Raw genomic sequence first — 15,875 nt, 5'->3', positions numbered from 1 at the left:
CGAACCGGGTTAACGCAAAATGAACTCGTCCCGGTACGTCAGGGCATCGTCGGCAACGTCACCCGAACGATCTCCCCGGCGGCGTCCGTCTCGACGCGGACGCGCTGGCCGAGCCGCAGCAGCCGCAGCCCGGAGGCGTCGAAGGCGCGAGCGGGAAAGGCCAGCTCGGTGCCGTCGTCCAGGAGCAGCACGCCGCTGCGCGTCGCCGCGTCGTAGGTGGCCACCGTGCCCTGCATGCCAGCACCGTACACCCGCCGGTCAGGCCGGCCGGTCGGCGACCAGGGCGGCGCTGCGGGCCCCGAGCCCGAGCCGGGCGGCCGCCGCCAGGTCCGCGGCGGTGTCCACGTCCCGGCGCAGGGTGGGCCAGTCGCCGGTCAGCGGCAGCGCGCCGCTGGCCAGGTGCGCCGCCGCCGAGTCCACCCCGAACCGGGGGTCCAGCGGCACGCCGGGCGGCGCGGCGAGCAGGACGGTGCCGTTGGCCGGGGCGTCGGCCACGAACCGGCGTACCCCCGGCGGGCCGGCGGCGACCGCGGCCAGCGCGGCGGCCAGCTCCTCCGGGCGCAGCGCCGGCAGGTCTGCGGTGAGCCCCACCACCCAGGCGCCGCCGTTCGCGGTCGCGACCCCGGCGCCGTGCCGGAAGGCGGCGTTCAGGCCGGCGTCCGGTGCGTCCGGCACCGCCCGCGCGCCCGCCGCGCCGGCCGCCGCCGCCACCCGCGGGTCGTCGGTGACCACCACCACGTCGGCAACCGCCGGGCACGCCCGCGCCGCGGCGACCGTGTCGGCCGCCAAGGCCAGCGCCAACTCCTCGTGCGGTACGCCCGGCAGCGCCCCGCGCAGGCGGCTCTTCGCCGCGCCGAGGCGCTTCACCGGCACCACCACAGTCCAGGTCCGCTGCCGCACGGCACAATCCTGCCAGTCGGGCGGCGGTACCCTCACTGGCCGTACCCGGGGCGAGCAGGCATGATTTTCGCTGCGGGCGGCGCGGGCGGGCGCGGCCGGGGTCGGGGCTACGAGGAGGCAGGGTGACACGGCGCAGGCTGGGGTTCTGGCAACGGTTCGCCGTGGTGGTGGTCAAGCCCGTGATGGTGGTCTGGACGCGGCGCACCTGGCGGGGCATGGAGCACCTGCGCCGCGACGGCGGCGTCATCCTCGTGCCGAACCACCTCTCGCACGCGGACCCGCTGGTCTCCGCGCACTTCATCTACGACGCCGGGCGCTGGCCGCAGTTCCTCGGCAAGGCCAGCCTGTTCCGGCTGCCGGTGGTGGGCCAGATCCTGCACTGGTGCCGGCAGATTCCGGTGGAGCGCGGCACGGTCGACGCGGCCAAGTCGCTGGACGCCCTGGTCGCCGCGCTGGGTGCGGGCGGCACGGTGGTGATCTACCCGGAGGGCACCACGACCCGTGAGCCGGACCTGTGGCCGATGCGGGGCAAGACCGGGGCGGCGCGGCTGGCGCTGGCCACCGGCGCCCCGGTGATCCCGGTCGTCATGTGGGGCCCGGAGCGCATCTTCGACCCGCGTACCAAGCGGCTCAGCCTGCGGCCCCGGATCCCGGTGACCGTGGTCGCCGGGCCGCCGGTGGACCTGAGCGGGTGGGCCGGCGCCGCGCCCACCAAGGCCACCCTCGAGGAGATGACCGACGCCATCATGCTGCGCCTGCGTGACATGCTCGCCGAGATCCGTGGCGGCACCCCGCCTCCGCTGTGGCAGCGCCCGTCCCGGTCCGCCACCGCCCGTGGGCAACAGGAGCGGGGAGGCGCCGCATGAGCGAGCGTAGCGAGCGAACCATTGGGCTCAGTAGCGTGGCGTCTCGCGCCGCCGGGGAGCGAAGCGAGGCGGCGGCGTGAGCGGGCAGGTGGCCGTCCTGGGCGCCGGCTCCTGGGGTACGGCGTTCGCCAAGATCCTCGCCGACGCCGGGCGGGACGTGACGGTCTGGGCCCGCCGGCGGCCGGTGGCCGAGGCGATCCGGCTGCGCCGGCACAACCCGGACTACCTGCCGGACCTGCGGCTTCCCGAGCGGGTCACGGCGACCGGCGACGCCGCCGAGGCGATCACCGGCGCGGAACTCGTGGTGCTGGCAGTGCCGTCGCAGACGCTGCGCGCCAACCTCGCCGAGTGGGCCGGTCACCTGCACCCGGACTCGACGTTGGTCTCCCTGATGAAGGGCATCGAGCTGGGCACCACCAGGCGGATGAGCGAGGTGATCGTGGAGACCGCCGGGGTCACGCCGAGCCGGGTGGTGGTGGTCTCCGGCCCCAACCTGGCCCCCGAGATCGCCGCCGAGCAGCCCGCCGCGACCGTGGTCGCCGGCACCGACGACCGCCGGGCCCGGCTCGTCCAGGCGTCGATCCGTACGCCGTACTTCCGGCCGTACACGAACGACGACGTGATCGGCTGCGAGCTGGGCGGGGCGGTCAAGAACGTGATCGCCCTGGCGTACGGGATCGCGACCGCGATGGGCTTCGGCGACAACACCCGGGCGATGCTGATGACCAGGGGACTGGCCGAGACGGCCCGCCTCGGGGTGGCGCTCGGCGCGGACCCGATCACATTCGCCGGCCTGGCCGGGATGGGCGACCTCGTGGCCTCCTGCTCGTCGCCGCTGGCCCGCAACCGGACCTTCGGCGAGCACCTGGGCCGGGGGGAGACCCTGGAGCAGGCGCAGGCGGCCACCCGGCAGACCGCCGAGGGCGTGAAGAGCTGCCTGGCGATCCGGGACCTGGCCCGGGCGCACGGGGTGGAGATGCCGATCACCGAGCAGATCGAGCGGATCTGCCACGAGGGCATGGACCCGCGGCTGGCCGTCGACGCGCTGATGAGCCGCACCGCGAAGCCCGAGTCGTACGAGTAGGGGGCGGCGTGACCGACGGGATCAGCGACGGCGACGGCACCCGGTGCGTCCGGGCCGGCCTGCCCGACCCGGTGCCGGGTCAGCCGTTCCTGCCCGGGCCGGTCTTCGCCGCGCCGTACCACCTCGACCCGTGGCAGGGGCCGGCCGCCGCCGCGAACGGGTACGGCCGCCCCGACAACCCGACCCGCCGGCTGCTGGAGGCGGCGATCGGGGAGCTGGAGGGCGGCGACTGCCGCGTCTTCGCCAGCGGGCAGGCCGCGATCACCGGCCTGCTGCTGGCGCTGCTGCGCCCCGGGGACGCGGTGGTGCTGCCCGCCGACGGGTACTTCCCGGTGCGGGCGTTCGCCGCGGACACCCTCGCCGGGATCGGCGTGCGGGTGCACCTCGCGCCGACCGCCGGGCCGTACCCGTCGTTCGACGGGGTGCGGCTGGTGCTGGTGGAGACCCCGGCGAACCCGGGCCTGGACGTCGTCGACGTCGCCGCCCTGGCGTGGGACGCGCACGCCGCCGGTGCCCTCGTGGCGGTGGACAACACCACCGCCACGCCGCTCGGACAGCGCCCGCTCGACCTCGGCGCCGACCTGGTGGTCGCCTCCGGCACCAAGGCCCTGACCGGCCACTCCGACCTGCTGCTCGGTTACGTGGCGACCCGTACGCCCGACCTGCTCGACCCGGTCACCGCCTGGCGGACGGTCACCGGCGCGGTGCCCGGGGCCTTCGACGCCTGGCTGGCGCACCGCTCGCTGGCCACCCTGGACCTGCGGCTGGCCCGGCAGTCGGCCAACGCCGAGGCGCTGGCCCACCTGCTCGCCGACCGGCCCGACATCGCCGGGCTGCGCTGGCCGGGCCTGCCCGGCGACCCCGCGTACGCGGTGGCGGCGGCGCAGATGCGGCGGCTGCCCGGGGTGCTCTCGTTCGACCTGGGCAGCGCCGAGCGGGTGGCCCGGTTCCTCGACGCGGCCCGGCTGGTGGGCGCGGCGACCTCGTTCGGCGGCGTGCACACCACCGCGGACCGCCGGGCGCAGTGGGGCGACGACACCGCGCCGGGCTTCGTCCGGCTCTCCTGCGGGATCGAGGACACCGCCGACCTGCTCGCCGACGTCACGGCCGCCCTCGGGTAAGGGCCTCTGTCAACGCTGCGGGGTTCCCCTTCTCGCCCGGCGGCGGCCGGGGGCGCGGGCCGTGGCCGGGCGCGGCGGGGTATCGTGAGCGCGCCCGCACCGGGCCCCGACCGGAGGAGGTGAGACCGATCCCCCAGCAAGCAGGACCGGCGCTCCGCCCCGGGCCCGTGCCGCCCGCGCGGTAGGCCGCCCACGGGAGCGCCGCCGAGCGACCCCCGGAGCTTCCCGTGACATCCTTGAAACGCCACCCCGACCGTTCCGCCGTCGTCACCCGGCTACGCGCCGCCGGCTGCGTCTTCGCCGAGGACGAGGCCGACCTGCTCATCTCCGCCGCCGACCCGCCCGAGCGCCTCGCCGACCTCGTCGACCGCCGCGCCGCCGGGCAGCCGTTGGAGCACCTGCTCGGCTGGGCCGAGTTCTGCGGCCTGCGGGTCGGCGTCGATCCCGGCGTGTTCGTCCCGCGGGCCCGTACCGCCCTGCTCGTCTCGGCCGCCGCGGCGGCCACCCGCCCCGGCGCCGCGGTGCTCGACCTCTGCTGCGGGTCGGGGGCCGCCGCGCTGGTGCTCGCCGGGCGGCTGCGCCCCCGCTGGCTCGCCGCCGCCGACCTCGACCCGGCCGCGGTCGCCTGCGCCCGGCGCAACCTCGCCCACCTCGGCGTGCCGGTCTACCAGGGCGACCTGTTCGACGCCGTGCCGCCCGAACGGCGTGGCCGGCTCGACCTGGTGGTCGCCAACGCCCCGTACGTGCCGACGGAGGCGGTGCCGCTGCTGCCGCCCGAGGCGCGGCTGCACGAGGCCCCGGTGGCGCTGGACGGCGGGCGGGACGGGCTGGCCGTGCTGCGCCGGGTGGCGCGGGGAGCGGTCGACTGGCTCGCGCCGGGCGGGCACCTGGCGGTCGAGGTCAGCGGGCGCCAGGTCGACGCGTACCGCGTGGTGTTGACCGGCCTGGGGCTGGTGCCGTCCGTCGTCCACGACGAGGACCTGGACGCCACGGCGGTGCTCGGCCGCCGTCCGGGTTGACGACCTGGACCCCGCACCTCCACTTTGGAGCCTCCCGCAGCGCGGGGCGCGGCGGAACGGCGGGTGGCCCACCCGTCGACCCGGCGGTGCGGACCGGGCGGCGGGTGGGCCACGATCAGGAACCGCCGGTGGCGGACGGCCAGGTGCCGCGCCTGCGGCGGTCAGCGACGGGGCGGGGCCGCGGCGAACGAGGCCCACGCGGCCGGCCGGAAGAGCAGGGCCGGCCCGGTCGGGTCCTTCGAGTCGCGGACGGCGACCGCCCCGGGTACGACGGCCATCTCCACGCAGGCGCCCTCGTCGCCGCTGCGGCTGCTCTTGCGCCACCGCGCCGCGGCCAGCGCCGCGCTCGTCGTCGGGGTCATCGTCCTACCGTCCCTTCAGAAGTTGCAGGAGCTGGTCGCGGCTGGCCGCGGGGGTCAGCGCGACCGTCCGCAGGTGCTCCATGATCTTGGTGCAGGTGCGCAGGTCACCGGGTCGGTCGAGGACCATCTGCCCGGCCACCGTCTCGACCGAGGCGATGAGCGGGTCCTCCGGGTCGGCGAACTCCAGGATGTGCAGGGAGCCCCGGGTGCCCCGGTGGTAGCCGGCGGACAGCGGGATCACCTGGACGGTGATGTTGGGCAGCTCGGCCATCTTCAGCAGGTGGCGCAGCTGCCCCTCCATCACGGCCTGGCCGCCCACCGGGCGCAGCAGCGCGGCCTCGTCGATGATCGCGTCGAGGATCGGCGGGTCGGCCTCGGTGAGCCGCTGCTGGCGGTCGAGTCGCAGGTGGACCCGCTGCTCGACCTGGTCGTCGCCGAGGGTGTGCGGGCCGCCCCGCATCACCCCACGGATGTAGTCGGCGGTCTGGAGCAGGCCGGGCACCACCGACGGCTCGAAGTTGGCGATGCCGGTGGCCTCGGCCTCCAGGGCGATGAAGTCGATGGTCCGCCGGTCCAGCAGGTACGAGTAGGACACCCACCAGCCCGGCTTGCGGGCGTCCTTGGCGAGCTGGACGGCGGCGGCCAGCTCGTCCGCGCCCACCCCGTACAGGCTGAGCAGGGCGCGTACCGTGGCCGGGCTGACCAGCGTCTGGGCGTTCTCGTACCGGGACAGGGTGCTCCGGGTGCTGTTGATCTCGTGCGCGGCGGCCTCCAGGGTGAGGCCGGCCGCCTCCCGGTGCGTACGCAGCGCGATGCCGAGCCGCCGGGCCCGGGCCGTCTTCGGAGCCATGCATCGATGTTCGCACACATTTTCGGGAAGGTGTACATGAGAGAACGTGGATGAGAGTTGCAGTCACGCCTCCATGCATGTCAATCTGTCACCAGTTCCTCGCCGCCGGTTGTCGTGGCGACGGTGGTGGTGAGTGACCGGGAGGGATGGGGCGCGCGGCGATCGGGGATTTCTCCCCCCACCCGATCGCCGCGTGCCGCCCCACGACGCACGGAAGGGGCTCACATGACGGGGAACGCCTGCTGGTGGGGCGGTGCCGGAGCGCGGCGATGACCCGGTTCCTGGTGGTGCTCACCGACGTCCGGCCGTTCCTCGACGGTGCCGTCCGCGACGAGCGGCGCGCCCCGGAGCGCCGGCGCCAGGTGGTCGGGGCGAGCAGCCGGGAGGCCGCCGACCGGATCGCGGGCGCGTTCATGGCGCTGGGCATGGTCCGGGCCGGCCGGCAGCGGGTCAAGGTGGTCGCCGTGGGCCGCCGCTACGGCGGCGTCTGACCCGCCGCCCCGGCCGTCCGCGCCGCCCTCGCCGTTCGCGCCTTTCCCGGGTACGCCCCGGCGCGGTCACGTAACGTGTACCCGCGGCTGACCGATCGCGGTGTGCTGTCGCATCTCCCCGGGTATGCCTTCGGCGTCCTGCCACGCACAGTAGGGTCAACCGGGTGACCGCCACCGGCGAGCACCACGAGCCCTCGCAGTCGCGAACGAAAGGGTGACCGAGTGACCACCCCAGGCAAGACCCGCGTGGCCCTCGTCTTCGGCGGCCGCAGCCCCGAGCACGGCATCTCCTGCGTCACCGCCGGCAGCGTGCTGGGCGCCCTCGACCCGGACGAGTTCGAGGTGGTCCCCGTGGGCATCACCCGGGCCGGCAAGTGGGTGCTGACCAGCGGCGACCCGGGCGAGCTGGCGATCATCGCCCGGCGGCTGCCGGAGATCACCGCCGAGGCGGGCAGCGACCTCGTGCTGCGCGCCGACCCGACCGGCAACGGGCTGCTGGTGCTCGACCCGGTCGAGGGCCCCCGGGCACTCGCCGACGTCGACGTGGTCTTCCCCGTGCTGCACGGCGCGTACGGCGAGGACGGCACCATCCAGGGGATGCTCGAGATGGCCGGCATTCCGTACGTCGGGGCGAACGTCTTCGCCTCCGCGGCCGCCATGGACAAGGAGTTCACCAAGAAACTCTGCGCCGCCGACGGCATCCCGGTCGGCCCGTACGCGGTGCTGCGCAACGGGATGACCCTGTCGGAGGAGGACAAGCGGCGCCTCGGCCTGCCGGTCTTCGTCAAGCCGTCGCGGGCCGGCTCCTCGTTCGGCATCACGAAGGTCGACGACTGGGCCGGCCTGGACGCCGCCGTCGCCGCGGCCCGGGAGATCGACCCGAAGGTGCTGGTGGAGGCGGCAATCGTCGGCCGCGAGATCGAGTGCGGCGTGCTGGAGAGCGAGGCCGTGGGCGGCGCCGAGGCGTCCCTGCTGGCCGAGGTCCGGGTCGGCGGGGACCACGGCTGGTACAACTTCGAGGCCAAGTACCTCTCCGAGCCCGACTACGACATCCCGGCCGCGCTGCCCGAGCACGTCGCCCGGCAGATCCAGGAGTACGCCGTCCGGGCGTTCGCCGCGCTGGACTGCGCCGGGCTCGCCCGGGTCGACTTCTTCGTCACCCCGGAGCTGGACGTCTACCTCAACGAGATCAACACCATGCCCGGGTTCACCCCGACCTCGATGTTCCCCATGATGTGGGCGGCCTCGGGCCTGGAGTACCCGAAGCTGGTCACCCGCCTGATCCGCACCGCGCAGCGGCGCGGCGTCGGCCTGCACTGAGGCGTCGCTGAGCGCGTCGCGTACCGGGCGGGCCCGACAGCCCGCCCGGCCTCCGCATCAGCCGGGCAGACCGTCGGGAACGACGTCGGGCGATCCGGGCAGGCCGTCGGGGGGTGCCTCGGGCCCGGCGGGCGGGCCGGCGGTAACGGTGCCGGGTCAGCCCGAGCAGCCGGCCGGGGCGGTGCCGCCGGAGGGCACCGTGGCGACCACCGTGTCGGAGATCGGGCTCACCCACTGCAGCGCCGCCCCGTACGTGCGGGGCACGGTGACCCGTACGGCGGTCTCCCGGTCCAGGGTGGTGAGCACGGTGGCGTCCGGCCCCTCGGCCGCGTACCAGCAGACCTTGTTGACGACCCAGACGTCGTCGGTCTGCCCGGGGGTGGGCTCCGTGCCGCCGCAGGCGACGGTCAGCGCGGGATCGCCGTACGCGGCGTTCTGCTCGGCGCCGGCGGTGACCGGCCGCTGCCGCAGATCGCGAACCGCGTCGGGCAGCTGCGACGTCAGGGCGCGGCAGACGGTCGCCGGCCGCTCCGCCAGCGCCGGCGCGGCCATCTCGACCGGCGCGGTGGACTGCGGCCGGGCGGCGCTCGCCGACGGGCTGGGCTGGGACGTCGGGGCGTCCGGGGCGAGCTTCGCGAACGTGAACCCGGCCACGGCCACCGTCACCGGCACCGCGATCAGCGTGGCCAGCAGCGCGGCGCCCCGGTTCGTGCGGTTCCGCCGTGCCGGGGCCTTCTCGTCGGGGGAGGAAGTGATCTGGTCCACTTACAGGTGCACCACCGAACACGTGAGGGTGCGGGTGATGCCGGGCACCATCTGCACCTTGCTGACGATGAGTTTGCCGAGCTCGTCGACGGTGTTCGCCTCGGTGAGCACGACCACGTCGTACGGGCCGGTGACGGCGTCGACCCGCACCACGCCGGCAAGGTCCGCGATCAGACCGGCCACGTCACGCGCCCGGCCGACCTCCGTCTGGATGAGGATGTACGCCTGTACCACGACTCGACCTCCGTCCGTCGCCGCCCGTGGGCGGCCCGAAGGGTGAAACTACCTTACGGAGCAGGTCGGATCCCTATCGGTGGACAAGGAGCAGCGGTGAGCGAGCGCGGCGGGCGCGACGGCGGGTGCGGGCAGGACAGGAAGCGGTTGCTCGGGTTGGGAAGCGGAGTGCCGGCATGAGCGTGGCCGGGATCGGCGAGTTCGGACTGATCGACCGGGTGACCGCCCGGCTGACCCACGGCCCGGCCGTCCTGCTCGGGCCGGGCGACGACGCCGCCGTGCTGGCCGCGCCGGACGCGCGGGTCGCCGCGTCGACCGACGTGCTGGTGGAGGGGCGGCACTTCCGGCGGGACTGGTCCAGCGCCCGCGACGTGGGGCACCGGGCGGCGGCGGCCAACCTGGCGGACATCGTGGCCATGGGGGCGACCCCGACCGCCCTGCTGGTGGCGCTGTGCATGCCGGCGGACCTGGACCCGGCGTGGGCCGAGGAGCTGGCCGACGGGCTGACGGCCGAGGCGGCCACGGTGGGCGCCAGCGTGGTCGGCGGGGACATGTCGGCCAGCCCGACGCTGACCGTCGCGGTCACCGCCCTCGGGGACCTGGGCGGCCGGGCCCCGGTGCTCCGCTCGGGCGCCCGGCCCGGGGACGTGGTCGCCATCGCCGGCCGCAGCGGGTACGCCGCCGCCGGCTACACGGTGCTCTCCCGGGGCTTCCGTACACCGAAACTGCTGGTCGAGGCGTACCGGCGGCCGGAGGTGCCGTACGCGGCCGGGCCGCACGCCGCCCGGCTCGGCGCCACCGCCATGATCGACGTCTCCGACGGGCTGCTGGCCGATCTCGGGCACGTCGCCAAGGCCAGCGGGGTCGGCATCGACGTGCGGCGGGACGCCTTCGAGGTGCCCCGGCAGATGCGCGACGCCGCCCAGGCGCTCGGCGTCGACCCGTACGCCTGGATCCTCGGCGGGGGCGACGACCACGCGCTGGCCGCCACCTTCCCGCCGGCGGTGGCGCTGCCGGCGCCGTGGCGGGAGGTCGGCCGGGTGTCCGACGGCGCGGGCGTCACGGTGGACGGCGAACCGTACGCCGGCCCGGCCGGCTGGGACCACTTCCGGTAAGGGGCACCTCGGGTATCCGCAGGTCAGGGACGTACCCTTCACCCGTGAGCGAGATCGAGATTCGCGCGGCCCGCTTCGATTCGCCCGAGGCGCAGCGGTTGATCCGGGCCGCGTTGGTGGACCTGGGCGAGCGCTACGGCGGCAGCGGCGACGACACGCCCGTCGACGCCACCGAGTTCGAGCCGCCGCACGGGGCGTTCCTGATCGCTCACGTCGACGGCGAGCCGGTCGGCTGCGGCGGCTGGCGCAGCCACGGCGACGACGGGGACACCGCCGAGGTGAAGCGGATGTACACGACCCCGGCGGCCCGGGGCCGGGGCGTCGCCCGGGCCGTGCTCGCCGCCGTCGAGCGGTCGGCGCGGGAGCAGGGGCGGAAGCGGATCGTGCTGGAGTGCGGCGACAAGCAGCCCGAGGCGGTTGCCATGTACACCTCGGCCGGCTACGAGCGCATCCCCAACTTCGGCTACTACCGCGACTCCCCGGGCTGCATCTCCTTCGGCCGTACCCTCTGACCGCCGACCGACCGCCCCGACCGGGGCGGCTGCCACCAGGCGCGCCGCGCCCGAGCAGGATCCGAACAACTTCCCGGAAGATGCGCCTTCCTGACGACGGGCAGGCGGCATCTTCCGGGAAGTTGCGTGAACCCGACGGGTGGCGCGGACACGACAAGCCGGCGGGCCCGGAGGCCCGCCGGCTTGGACGAGGTTACGAGGTCGGCGTTACCCGCGTCAGGCGCGGGTAACCTTGCCGGCCTTGAGGCAGGAGGTGCAGACCTGCACCTTCCGGGTGGTGCCGCCACCGGCCGGGGTACGCACCGACTGGATGTTCGGGTTCCAGCGGCGGTTGGTCCGCCGGTGCGAGTGGGACACGTTGTGGCCGAAGCCCGGTCCCTTGCCACAGACGTCGCACACGCTAGCCACGGGATACTCCTGGGTTTGAAACGTTCATGAGGTCGCCGCCAGGCGCTGCCCGGGCAACCTGGCCAGGTTACCCGACGATCCCCGCGCCTGACCAACCGGCCCCGGCAGGGCACCCGCGCCGCCGCCGACGGCCGGCGGGGACACGCCGGGGCGGGCCGGTCGGCATCGGTGCGTGTCGGTGCGCGCCAGTAGGCTTCTGGCGTGCTGGACACGCTGGACGCCGCCGCGGTGCGCCGCTGGTGCGCGGGCGGGCTGGCCGCGCTGCGCGACCACCAGGGCGAGATCGACGACCTCAACGTCTACCCGGTCCCCGACGGCGACACCGGCACCAACCTGGTGCTCACCCTCACCTCGGCCCAGCAGGCCCTGACGATGGACCGGGACACCCTCCCCGAGGGCGGGCCCACCGCGCACGGGCACGCGCTGCGGCTCATGGCGCGCGGGGCGCTGCTCGGCGCCCGGGGCAACTCGGGCGTGATCCTGTCGCAGATCCTGCGCGGCCTCGCCGACGCCCTGGCCGCCGCGCCCGTGGTGCGGGGCCGGCAGCTCGCCGCCGCGCTGCGCGACGCGGCCACCGCCGCGTACGCCGCCGTCGCCCGTCCGGTCGAGGGCACCCTGCTCAGCGTGGTCGCCGCGGCGGCCCGCGCGGCCGAGGCCGCGGACACCGACGACCTGCGCGCGGTCGTCCGGGCGGCGGCCACCGAGGCGGCCCGCGCCCTGGCCCGCACCCCCGAGCAGCTGCCGGCGCTGGCCCGCGCCGGGGTGGTCGACGCCGGTGGCCGGGGGCTCTGCCTGCTGCTCGACGCGCTGGTCGAGGTGGTCACGGGGGAGAGCCCGGACCGGCCGGCCCCCGCGCCCCGCCGGGTCCGCCAGCCCGCCGTGGCCGTGCGGGAGACCGGCTCCGACGAGTACGCGTACGAGGTGCAGTTCCTGCTCGACGCCGAGCCGGAGGCGGTCGAGCGGATGCGGCAGATTCTCGCCGGGCTGGGCGACTCGCTGGTCGTGGTCGGCGACAGGGCCGACGGGCCGGGCACCTGGAACGTGCACGTGCACGTCAACGACGTCGGCGCGGCGGTCGAGGCGGGGGTGGTGGCCGGCCGGCCGTACCAGATCTCCGTGACCCGCTTCGCCGACCAGGCCGCGGCGGCTCCGCCGACCCCGGCCGGCGACGGCCGCGCGGCGGTCGTGGTCGCCACCGGCGCGGGCATCGCGGAGCTGTTCACGGGGGAGGGGGCGACGGTGGTGCCGGGCAACCCGTCCACCGGCGAGCTGCTCGACGCGATCCGGGCCACCGCCGCGGCCCGCGTGGTGGTGCTGCCCAACGACCCGAACACCCAGGCCGTGGCGAGCGCCGCCGCGCGGGAGGCGCACGCGCTGGGGGTGAAGGTCAGCGTGGTGCCGACCCGCTCGCCGGTGCAGGCGCTCGCCGCGCTGGCCGTGCGCGACCCGAAGCGGCGCTTCTCCGACGACGTGATCGCGATGGCCGAGGCAGCCGGGGCCTGCCGGTACGCCGAGGTCTGCTGGGCCGGCCGGGAGGCGCTGACGGTCGCCGGCCCCTGCCGGCCCGGCGACGTGCTCGCCCTCGTCGAGGGGGAGGTGCACCTGATCGGCGCCGACCTGGCCGGCACCTGCGTCGCCGTGGTCGACCGGATGCTCGGCGGCGGCGGCGAGCTGGTCACCCTGCTCACCGGTGTCGACGCCCCGGAGGGCCTGGCCGACGCCGTACGCGAGCACGTCGCCCGGCGCTGGCCGTTCGTGGAGGTCCAGGCGTTCCCGGGCGGCCAGCCGCACTATCCGCTCCTGGTGGGGGTCGAATGACGTCCGAGCCGTCGACGGTCGACACGCCGCTGAAGAAGCTGGTCGGGGAGAAGACGGCCAAGGCCCTGGCCGCCCACCTCGACCTGCACACCGCCGGCGACCTGATCTACCACTTCCCGCGCCGGTACGACGAGCGCGGCGAGCACACCGACATCCGCTCGCTGGACGTCGGCGAGCAGGTCACCGTGCTGGCCCAGGTGCAGCGCACCGCCGTACGGCCGATGCGCCAGCGCCGGGGCAACCTGCTGGAGGTGACCGTCGGGGACGACTCCGGCGGGGTGCTCACGCTGACCTTCTTCGGCAACCAGGCGTGGCGGGAGCGGGAGCTGCGCCCCGGCCGGTGGGGGCTGTTCGCCGGCAAGGTCACCGAGTTCCGCGGCAGGCGCCAACTCAACGGCCCGGAGTACGTGCTGCTCGGGGAGGGCGGCGACGGCGAGGCGGCGGCCAACGAGGAGGTCGAGGAGTTCGCCGGGGCGCTGATCCCGGTGTACCCGGCCGCGGCGGCCGTGCCGACCTGGGTGATCGCCCGCTGCGTCCGGGTGGTGCTGGACACGTTCACCCCGCCGGACGATCCGCTGTCGGCCACCGTCCGGGCCACCCGCAAACTGGTCGGCATCGGCCGGGCGCTGCGCGAGATCCACCGTCCGTCCAGCAAGGAGGACCTGTACCGGGCCCGCCGCCGGCTCAAGTGGGACGAGGCGTTCGCCGTGCAGCTCACCCTGGTGCAGCGCAAGCACCGGGCCGCCGCCTGGCCGGCGCAGGCCCGCCCCGCACAGCCGGGCGGCCTGCTCGACGCGTTCGACGCGCGACTGCCGTACGAGCTGACCCCCGGCCAGCGGGCGGTCGGCGCGGAGATCGCCGCCGACCTGGCCACCGCCCACCCGATGCACCGGTTGTTGCAGGGCGAGGTCGGCTCCGGCAAGACGGTCGTGGCGTTGCGGGCGATGCTCCAGGTCGTCGACGCCGGCGGGCAGGCCGCGCTGCTCGCCCCGACCGAGGTGCTCGCCGCCCAGCACCACCGGGGCATGCTCGACCTGCTCGGCCCGCTCGCCCGCGCCGGCGAGCTGGGCGCGGCCGACGGCGCCACCCGGGTCGAGCTGGTCACCGGCTCGCTCGGCGCGGCGGCCCGCCGCCGGGCGCTCGCCGAGGTGGCGGAGGGCCGGGCCGGGATCGTGCTCGGCACCCACGCCCTGCTGTACGAGGGCGTCGACTTCCACGACCTCGGCCTCGTCGTGGTCGACGAGCAGCACCGGTTCGGCGTCGAGCAGCGCGACGCGCTGCGCGCCAAGGCCGACCAGCCGCCGCACGTGCTGGTGATGACGGCCACCCCGATCCCGCGCACGGTGGCGATGACCGTCTACGGCGACCTGGAGGTCTCCTCGCTCACCCAGCTCCCGCAGGGGCGCTCGCCGATCGCGTCGCACGTGGTGCCGGCCGCCGAGAAGCCGGCGTTCCTCGACCGGGCCTGGCGCCGGCTGCGCGAGGAGGTCGCCGCCGGCCACCAGGCGTACGTGGTCTGTCCGCGGATCGGAGAGGGGCCGCAGAGCGAGGAGGAGGCCCCGCGCGAGGACGACACCGGCCGGCGGCCCCCGCTCGCGGTGACCGAGGTCGCCCCGCTGCTCGCCGAGGGGCCGCTGCACGGGCTGCGGATCGGCGTGCTGCACGGCCGGCTGCCCGCCGACGAGAAGGACGCGGTGATGCGCTCCTTCGCCGCCGGCGACCTGGACGTGCTGGTCGCCACCACGGTCGTCGAGGTCGGCGTCGACGTGCCCAACGCCACCGTGATGATCGTGCTGGACGCCGACCGGTTCGGCGTGTCCCAGCTGCACCAGTTGCGCGGCCGGGTGGGTCGGGGCTCCGCGCCCGGGCTGTGCCTGCTGGTGACCGAGGCCGTCGAGGGCTCGTCGGCCCGGGAACGCCTCGACGCGGTCGCGTCCACCACCGACGGCTTCAAGCTGGCCGAGCTGGACCTGGAACAGCGTCGCGAGGGCGACGTGCTGGGCGCCACCCAGTCCGGCCGCCGGTCGCACCTGCGGCTGCTGTCGCTGCTGCGCGACTCCGACCTGATCCGGGACGCCCGCGCCGAGGCGATCGCGCTGGTCGAGGAGGACCCGGAGCTGGAGCGACACCCGGCGCTCGCCGCCTCGGTGGCCGCCCTGGTCGACGAGGAGCGCGCGGAGTACCTGGAGAAGGGCTGACGCGCCCGCTCGGCGTCCGCAGCGTGCGGCCGGGCCCGCCGCCCCGAGGCCTGCCGTTCCGGGGCTCACCCACACCTCCGGCCTGGGCCACTGGCGGGAGTGTCCGGCCACCGACCTGGCGGCCCGCGCCGACCCGGACGAGCTGCTGGCCGCGGTATTCGGTGGATTCAACCGGTGGTCGCTGTGGAAGATCACCCCGTCGACCGTGCCGCCGCGGGGCGCGTCGGCCATCGACAAGGATGTGGTGGTCAGATCGGCGTCGTGCCGGTCGCTCGTGGCGTAGCCGAGCAGCCGGCGGGAGTGCAGGTCGATCACCGTGGACAGGTACGGCTTGCCCTCGTCCGTGGTGATCTCGGTCAGGTCACCGCGCCACAACAGGTTCGGGTCGACGGCGGTGAACTGCCGCCGGACCCGGTCCGGGGCCACCGGCCTCACCACGGGCCCGCTTGTCCTGGTTCACCCAGTTACCGAGGGTGCCCTCGTTGATCCCGAGATCCCGAGCGACCTGCGCGATCGGCTTGCCGGTCTTCCGCACGATCCGCGCCGCGCCCTCGCGGAACTCCCTATCGAACCGCCTTCTCGTTTCAGCCATGACCATCTATCCCCTTAGGTCTGGCCTCCACGCTGACGGGGGAACCTCACACGGCGATGATCTTCCCTGCAGAGGAGCCGCACCCGAACGAGACAACGCCGGGGCCCTGTCAGGTCGGTGGGGGCGTGGTGTCGGGTTCTTGTTTGACGGGTGGGAAATTCTTCTCCGCGTCTTTCCCGCCGAAGTAGAAAGGGCCGTAGTCGGCGATGACGACGCGATT

Annotated in this window: 18 protein-coding genes and 1 pseudogene; 10 read left to right on the top strand and 9 right to left on the bottom strand. The window is 75.3% G+C overall.

The window, feature by feature from the left end:
* Positions 1-38: 38 nt before the first annotated feature.
* Both ACGFIZ_RS26880 and cofC read right to left on the bottom strand, forming a co-directional pair.
* Positions 39-236 (bottom strand): cold-shock protein, encoded by a 198-nt coding sequence (locus tag ACGFIZ_RS26880; protein ID WP_145775517.1) that lies wholly within the window; start codon positions 234-236, stop codon positions 39-41.
* Between the two features lie 22 nt (positions 237-258).
* Positions 259-900: a 2-phospho-L-lactate guanylyltransferase gene (gene cofC / locus ACGFIZ_RS26875; protein ID WP_393423650.1), complete on the bottom strand. Its 642-nt coding sequence runs from the start codon at positions 898-900 to the stop codon at positions 259-261.
* A 122-nt stretch (positions 901-1,022) separates the two neighbouring features.
* Here cofC and ACGFIZ_RS26870 point away from each other — a divergent pair, with 122 nt between their 5' ends.
* From ACGFIZ_RS26870 to ACGFIZ_RS26855, 4 genes are all read left to right on the top strand, one after another.
* Positions 1,023-1,766, top strand: coding sequence for a lysophospholipid acyltransferase family protein (locus tag ACGFIZ_RS26870; RefSeq protein WP_393423648.1), 744 nt, complete (start codon positions 1,023-1,025; stop codon positions 1,764-1,766).
* Positions 1,767-1,842: 76 nt separating this feature from the next.
* Entirely contained in the window at positions 1,843-2,850 is a 1,008-nt protein-coding gene (locus tag ACGFIZ_RS26865) for an NAD(P)H-dependent glycerol-3-phosphate dehydrogenase (protein ID WP_393423646.1), read from the top strand.
* An 8-nt stretch (positions 2,851-2,858) separates the two neighbouring features.
* A complete protein-coding gene (locus ACGFIZ_RS26860) occupies positions 2,859-3,971 on the top strand; it encodes a cystathionine gamma-lyase (RefSeq protein ID WP_393423644.1) in 1,113 nt (370 codons plus the stop codon).
* A gap of 236 nt (positions 3,972-4,207) precedes the next feature.
* The gene (locus ACGFIZ_RS26855) at positions 4,208-4,990 is read left to right on the top strand and encodes a putative protein N(5)-glutamine methyltransferase (protein WP_393423714.1); all 783 of its coding nucleotides are present in this window, start codon (positions 4,208-4,210) and stop codon (positions 4,988-4,990) included.
* Between the two features lie 161 nt (positions 4,991-5,151).
* Here the strand turns inward: ACGFIZ_RS26855 and ACGFIZ_RS26850 are convergent, their stop codons facing one another.
* Positions 5,152-5,352, bottom strand: coding sequence for a DUF397 domain-containing protein (locus tag ACGFIZ_RS26850; RefSeq protein ID WP_393423642.1), 201 nt, complete (start codon positions 5,350-5,352; stop codon positions 5,152-5,154).
* 4 nt (positions 5,353-5,356) lie between these two features.
* Positions 5,357-6,202, bottom strand: coding sequence for a helix-turn-helix domain-containing protein (locus tag ACGFIZ_RS26845; protein ID WP_393423640.1), 846 nt, complete (start codon positions 6,200-6,202; stop codon positions 5,357-5,359).
* 269 nt (positions 6,203-6,471) lie between these two features.
* Between ACGFIZ_RS26845 and ACGFIZ_RS26840 the strand changes: the two genes are divergently transcribed.
* Positions 6,472-6,693 (top strand): hypothetical protein, encoded by a 222-nt coding sequence (locus ACGFIZ_RS26840; protein WP_393423638.1) that lies wholly within the window; start codon positions 6,472-6,474, stop codon positions 6,691-6,693.
* 222 nt (positions 6,694-6,915) lie between these two features.
* On the top strand, positions 6,916-8,013 hold the full coding sequence (locus ACGFIZ_RS26835; protein ID WP_393423636.1) for a D-alanine--D-alanine ligase family protein: 1,098 nt from the start codon (positions 6,916-6,918) through the stop codon (positions 8,011-8,013).
* A gap of 156 nt (positions 8,014-8,169) precedes the next feature.
* On the opposite strand, the gene ACGFIZ_RS26830 is transcribed toward ACGFIZ_RS26835, so the two are convergent.
* Both ACGFIZ_RS26830 and ACGFIZ_RS26825 read right to left on the bottom strand, forming a co-directional pair.
* Positions 8,170-8,778, bottom strand: a complete 609-nt coding sequence (locus ACGFIZ_RS26830) for a DUF3515 family protein (RefSeq protein WP_393423634.1) — start codon at positions 8,776-8,778, stop codon at positions 8,170-8,172.
* Complete coding sequence (locus ACGFIZ_RS26825) at positions 8,779-9,012, bottom strand: Lrp/AsnC ligand binding domain-containing protein (RefSeq protein ID WP_111134411.1); 234 nt, start codon at positions 9,010-9,012, stop codon at positions 8,779-8,781.
* 176 nt (positions 9,013-9,188) lie between these two features.
* Here ACGFIZ_RS26825 and ACGFIZ_RS26820 point away from each other — a divergent pair, with 176 nt between their 5' ends.
* Both ACGFIZ_RS26820 and ACGFIZ_RS26815 read left to right on the top strand, forming a co-directional pair.
* The gene (locus ACGFIZ_RS26820) at positions 9,189-10,127 is read left to right on the top strand and encodes a thiamine-phosphate kinase (RefSeq protein ID WP_393423632.1); all 939 of its coding nucleotides are present in this window, start codon (positions 9,189-9,191) and stop codon (positions 10,125-10,127) included.
* 44 nt (positions 10,128-10,171) lie between these two features.
* Complete coding sequence (locus ACGFIZ_RS26815; RefSeq protein WP_347669672.1) at positions 10,172-10,639, top strand: GNAT family N-acetyltransferase; 468 nt, start codon at positions 10,172-10,174, stop codon at positions 10,637-10,639.
* 216 nt (positions 10,640-10,855) lie between these two features.
* Here ACGFIZ_RS26815 and rpmB read toward each other — a convergent pair whose 3' ends face one another.
* On the bottom strand, positions 10,856-11,047 hold the full coding sequence (rpmB, locus tag ACGFIZ_RS26810) for a 50S ribosomal protein L28 (RefSeq protein ID WP_393423630.1): 192 nt from the start codon (positions 11,045-11,047) through the stop codon (positions 10,856-10,858).
* Positions 11,048-11,248: 201 nt separating this feature from the next.
* Here rpmB and ACGFIZ_RS26805 point away from each other — a divergent pair, with 201 nt between their 5' ends.
* Both ACGFIZ_RS26805 and recG read left to right on the top strand, forming a co-directional pair.
* Positions 11,249-12,865, top strand: coding sequence for a DAK2 domain-containing protein (locus ACGFIZ_RS26805; protein WP_393423628.1), 1,617 nt, complete (start codon positions 11,249-11,251; stop codon positions 12,863-12,865).
* On the top strand, positions 12,862-15,063 hold the full coding sequence (gene recG, locus ACGFIZ_RS26800; protein ID WP_393423626.1) for an ATP-dependent DNA helicase RecG: 2,202 nt from the start codon (positions 12,862-12,864) through the stop codon (positions 15,061-15,063). The genes ACGFIZ_RS26805 and recG overlap by 4 nt, the downstream gene beginning before the upstream one ends.
* Positions 15,064-15,249: 186 nt before the next feature.
* On the opposite strand, the pseudogene ACGFIZ_RS26795 reads toward recG, so the two are convergent.
* Together ACGFIZ_RS26795 and ACGFIZ_RS26790 are read right to left on the bottom strand one after the other, a co-directional pair.
* Positions 15,250-15,489 (bottom strand): annotated as a pseudogene (locus tag ACGFIZ_RS26795) (DDE-type integrase/transposase/recombinase); the annotation flags it as partial.
* Positions 15,425-15,655 carry a transposase gene (locus ACGFIZ_RS26790; RefSeq protein ID WP_393423624.1) on the bottom strand — a complete coding sequence of 77 codons (231 nt, stop codon included), beginning with the start codon at positions 15,653-15,655 and terminating at the stop codon, positions 15,425-15,427. The gene ACGFIZ_RS26790 and the pseudogene ACGFIZ_RS26795, both read right to left, overlap by 65 nt.
* Positions 15,656-15,875 lie beyond the last annotated feature (220 nt).

This window comes from Micromonospora sp. NPDC048830 (assembly GCF_043198215.1).
Classification (GTDB): domain Bacteria; phylum Actinomycetota; class Actinomycetes; order Mycobacteriales; family Micromonosporaceae; genus Micromonospora.
The sequence above is the reverse complement of the archived record's forward strand: the minus strand, read 5'-3'. Positions and strand labels throughout refer to the sequence as shown.

Coding starts and splice junctions, on each gene's coding strand:
- ACGFIZ_RS26880 (WP_145775517.1), bottom strand. CDS start 236: ATGCAGGGCACGGTGGCCACCTACGACGCGGCGACGCGCAGCGGCGTG.
- ACGFIZ_RS26850 (WP_393423642.1), bottom strand. CDS start 5,352: ATGACCCCGACGACGAGCGCGGCGCTGGCCGCGGCGCGGTGGCGCAAG.
- ACGFIZ_RS26820 (WP_393423632.1), top strand. CDS start 9,189: ATGAGCGTGGCCGGGATCGGCGAGTTCGGACTGATCGACCGGGTGACC.
- ACGFIZ_RS26845 (WP_393423640.1), bottom strand. CDS start 6,202: ATGGCTCCGAAGACGGCCCGGGCCCGGCGGCTCGGCATCGCGCTGCGT.
- ACGFIZ_RS26840 (WP_393423638.1), top strand. CDS start 6,472: ATGACCCGGTTCCTGGTGGTGCTCACCGACGTCCGGCCGTTCCTCGAC.
- recG (WP_393423626.1), top strand. CDS start 12,862: ATGACGTCCGAGCCGTCGACGGTCGACACGCCGCTGAAGAAGCTGGTC.
- ACGFIZ_RS26790 (WP_393423624.1), bottom strand. CDS start 15,655: ATGGCTGAAACGAGAAGGCGGTTCGATAGGGAGTTCCGCGAGGGCGCG.